Raw genomic sequence first — 3,581 nt, 5'->3', positions numbered from 1 at the left:
TCTGAAAGGAAGACCGAGAGAATGATCCTGCAAAGCAGGATCTCTGATGTGGATGAGAAGTTCGCACAGACGCGTGATGAGCTTTCAGTGTTCAAGTCCGAACTTGAGACCGTGAAGAACGATAAAAGTGAACTTATGCGTCAGGAAGACCGTTTGCTGGATTCGTTGAGGAGGAAGTCTGCTGAGGTAAGGGATATCGAGAATGAGATCACGGATGCCAAGGGTAAATCCGAGTCCTCTGACAGTGATACGAAGTCTGCACAGTATGATATAGAGAAGCTAACGGAGCAGATCAATTCCCATACCCGCGATCTTGATGATCTTGAAAGTAACCGTTTCCAGATAAAGAGCGTTGTTACTGATCTTGATGTCACATTACGCAAACATCAGCAGGACTATGCGTTGCTTGAGGCGCGCGTGCGTGCTGCGGAGGATACCAGTAATTATTCAAAAGCCGTTGACATGATCATTGCCGAGAAGAAGCATCATGGTCTTCCCGGAATATATGGTACGATAGCAGAGCTTGGAAGTGTCGATCAGAAATATGCAAATGCTCTCAGCGTTGCTGCCGGGGGACGTATGCAGGCAGTGGTCGTTGAGACCGATGAGGATGCATCAAGGGCCATCCATTTCCTTAAACAGCAGCGCGGAGGCCGTGCAACCTTCCTTCCGCTGAGCAAGATGGAATCAAGGAGGCCGTACAAGGACCTTTCTGACAGGAAGGGTGTGGTAGGTTATGCTATTGATCTTATCGGTTTTGAGTATAAGTTCGAAGCAGCATTCTGGTATGTCTTCAGAGATACGCTTATCGTGGATACGCTTGAGAACGCACGCCGTCTCATTGGCGGCCTTCGTATGGTAACTCTCGAAGGAGAGGTCATTGAGAAAAGCGGTGCTATGACCGGTGGCTCGATGGGGCGAAATTCCGGACTCTCATTTGCAGCTGCTGAGAAGGATAAATTGTTCAAGATCGCAGAACAGCTTACTGAATTTGAATCAAGGCGCAATACGGCGATCAAGAAACTGGATGCTGTCGAGGGGCATATTGCTGATATCAATCGTGAGATCCACGAATTTGAAAAAGAGATCTCTAAGAAGGAAATGATCTTTGAGGAGATCGGCGGCAGGGCTGAACGGCTTACACAGCTGATCGAAGCTAAGAACACCGAGCTTGGGCAGATCGAGGGTGAGAGGGCCAAGCTTCGTGAAGAGATGGAACAGGTCGCTTCAAGGAAGGCCGAAGTGGAAGGGCGTTCCAAAGAACTTGAAGCTGAGATCGCAGTCCTTGATGAGAAACTTTCCGATTCTGAAGTTCCTGAGCTTAACAAACAGGCTGATCGTATCGATGAGGAAATGCGCAGACTGGACGGACGTATCCGTGATATCGAGGCGGATATCAATGCTCTCAACCTCGATCACGAATATGCTTCTAAGAAGATCGAAGATGATCGTCAGCTTATAAAAGAGATGGAAGAGAAGAAATCCACGCATCGGGAACGTGTTGCTGGGTTCAAGGCCAAGATCGCTGAACTTGAGTTCACTCTCCAGGAAAAGCAAAGGCGTGAGAAGGAACTGACCGAAGAGCTCAGGGATATGCAACAGAAGCGCGCTCTGAAGCAGACCGAATACAATCTGGCTGAGAAGGACTTTGCTTCTGTTCGATCAAAACTCGATGATGCGGACAAGGCGATGATGGTACTGGAAGCTACTCGCAATGCTCTTGTGGACCAGACAAAGGACCTGAAGGAAGAACTTGTGAGGCGTGGTATCGAAGAGGTCGAGGATGTTCCTAATTATGAGACCGTTAGCACAAGGATCGCATCTATAGAGAAGGCCATGGAACGTCTCGAGCCTGTTAACATGAGAGCCATCGATGAATATGATGAGGTCGATGGAAGGGTCGTGGACCTTAAGACCAGAAGGGCCATTCTCTTTAATGAACGGGAACAGATCCTTTCTCGTATCGATCAGTATGAGACGCTCAAGAAAGATGCTTTCATGGAAACTTTCCATGGTATCAACGAACCTTTCAAGGAGATCTTCCACGAACTTTCTGATGGTTCCGGCGAACTTGTGCTTGATGATAATGACGAACCCTTCAATGGTGGACTGACCCTTCGGGCACAGCCAAAGGAGAAGACCCTGCAGCGCCTGGAAGCGATGTCCGGTGGGGAGAAGAGTCTTACTGCACTGGCATTTGTCTTTGCTATCCAGCAGTATCGCCCTGCACCTTTCTACGCATTCGATGAGATCGATATGTTCCTTGATGGTGCGAACGCTGACCGTGTGGCGCAGCGTGTTAAAAAGGCAAAGGGTAAGGCACAGTTTATCGTCGTGTCCCTGCGTAAGCCGATGATAGAGGCGGCGGAGCGTACTATTGGTGTGGCCATGCAGGAGAACAACATCACAAGCATTACGGGTGTGAAATTACGTTGAACGATATTCCAGAGGAGCCTGAAGGAATCGATGCAAGTATGGATGAAGTAGGCGCTGGCATCGAGGAGATCGTCAAAATATCCAGTAGTTCCATTGACCCCGAGTTTCTTGAGACCCTTCGTTCACTCGGTGTCGATGAATCGCAGATCGAGATATCCGATGATGTTCTCTGTGAACCTGTGGAGATATTCGTCACCCTTGCGAAGAACGGGGATATTAATCCCTGGGATATTGATATTGTCGAAGTTACGGATAAGTTTCTGGCATACATAGAAGATCTTAAGATAATGGACCTGAGGATCTCGGGAAGGACCCTTCTATATGCATCTATTCTTCTCAGGATGAAATCAACAGGTCTTGTTCAGGAAGATGTGGAATTGGATGATGATCTCCTTGACGATGACATGGATTTTTATGACATCGAGGAATATCCAGTGCCAAAGCTTCCTATACGCCGTACTGCAACCCGGCCGGTCACTCTTCAAGAGCTTATCAATGAGCTTAAGAAGGCGGAAAAGGTCGAGACCAGAAGGAAAGACCGCCGCCTGCGTCGTCGCATTGAAGTGTTTGACAGGGTCACTACAGATGATGTGCTCGGGATAGCACATGAGGAGGATATACGCGGCAGGGTGGATATTCTTCATACTTCTCTGGAAGAGTTGTTTCGAACCAGGGATGAAGTTATGTTCTCGGACCTTGTAGACTGGTCTGGAAGTCGCTCGGAAAGATTGATGACGTATATCTCACTGCTGTTCCTTGCTTCTGAGAAAAAGGTATTGTTGGCACAGGAAGAACTTTTCGGGGAATTATTTGTGCATCCCCCATCTGTCATTGAATGATTTGAAGAGGAAATAAATGAGCGAGAGAGAGATCATAGAAGCCGTACTTTTTGCAGCAGGGGAAGCTGTTGACACACAGACGCTTGCGAAGATCATCAATAGGTCAGCAAAGAATGTCGCACCTGTGATCCAGTCACTGATGGAAGAGTATTCGACACGCGAGTCCGGAATGGAGATCATAGACCTTGGCGGACGTTATGTCATGCAGGTCAAACCAAAATATACTGATCTTATAAGTCCCATCGCACCAAAGGAATTGAAAGCACCGATACTTCGTACGCTTTCCATGGTTGCTTATCATCAGCC

3 protein-coding genes are annotated in these 3,581 nt (G+C 47.9%); all 3 read left to right on the top strand.

What is annotated here, in order from left to right; genetic code table 11:
- On the top strand, window positions 1-2,436 hold a 2,436-nt coding region (gene smc / locus QAS77_RS11050), incomplete at its 5' end, for a chromosome segregation protein SMC (protein WP_305065582.1).
- Window positions 2,433-3,275, top strand: coding sequence for a segregation and condensation protein A (locus QAS77_RS11045; RefSeq protein WP_250867811.1), 843 nt, complete (start codon window positions 2,433-2,435; stop codon window positions 3,273-3,275). The genes smc and QAS77_RS11045, both read left to right, overlap by 4 nt.
- Window positions 3,276-3,291: 16 nt before the next feature.
- A partial coding sequence (gene scpB / locus QAS77_RS11040; protein ID WP_305065581.1) for an SMC-Scp complex subunit ScpB occupies window positions 3,292-3,581 on the top strand: 290 nt, incomplete at its 3' end.

This window comes from Methanococcoides sp. (genome assembly GCF_030594565.1).
Classification (GTDB): Archaea; Halobacteriota; Methanosarcinia; order Methanosarcinales; family Methanosarcinaceae; genus Methanococcoides; species Methanococcoides seepicolus.
The sequence above is the reverse complement of the archived record's forward strand: the minus strand, read 5'-3'. Positions and strand labels throughout refer to the sequence as shown.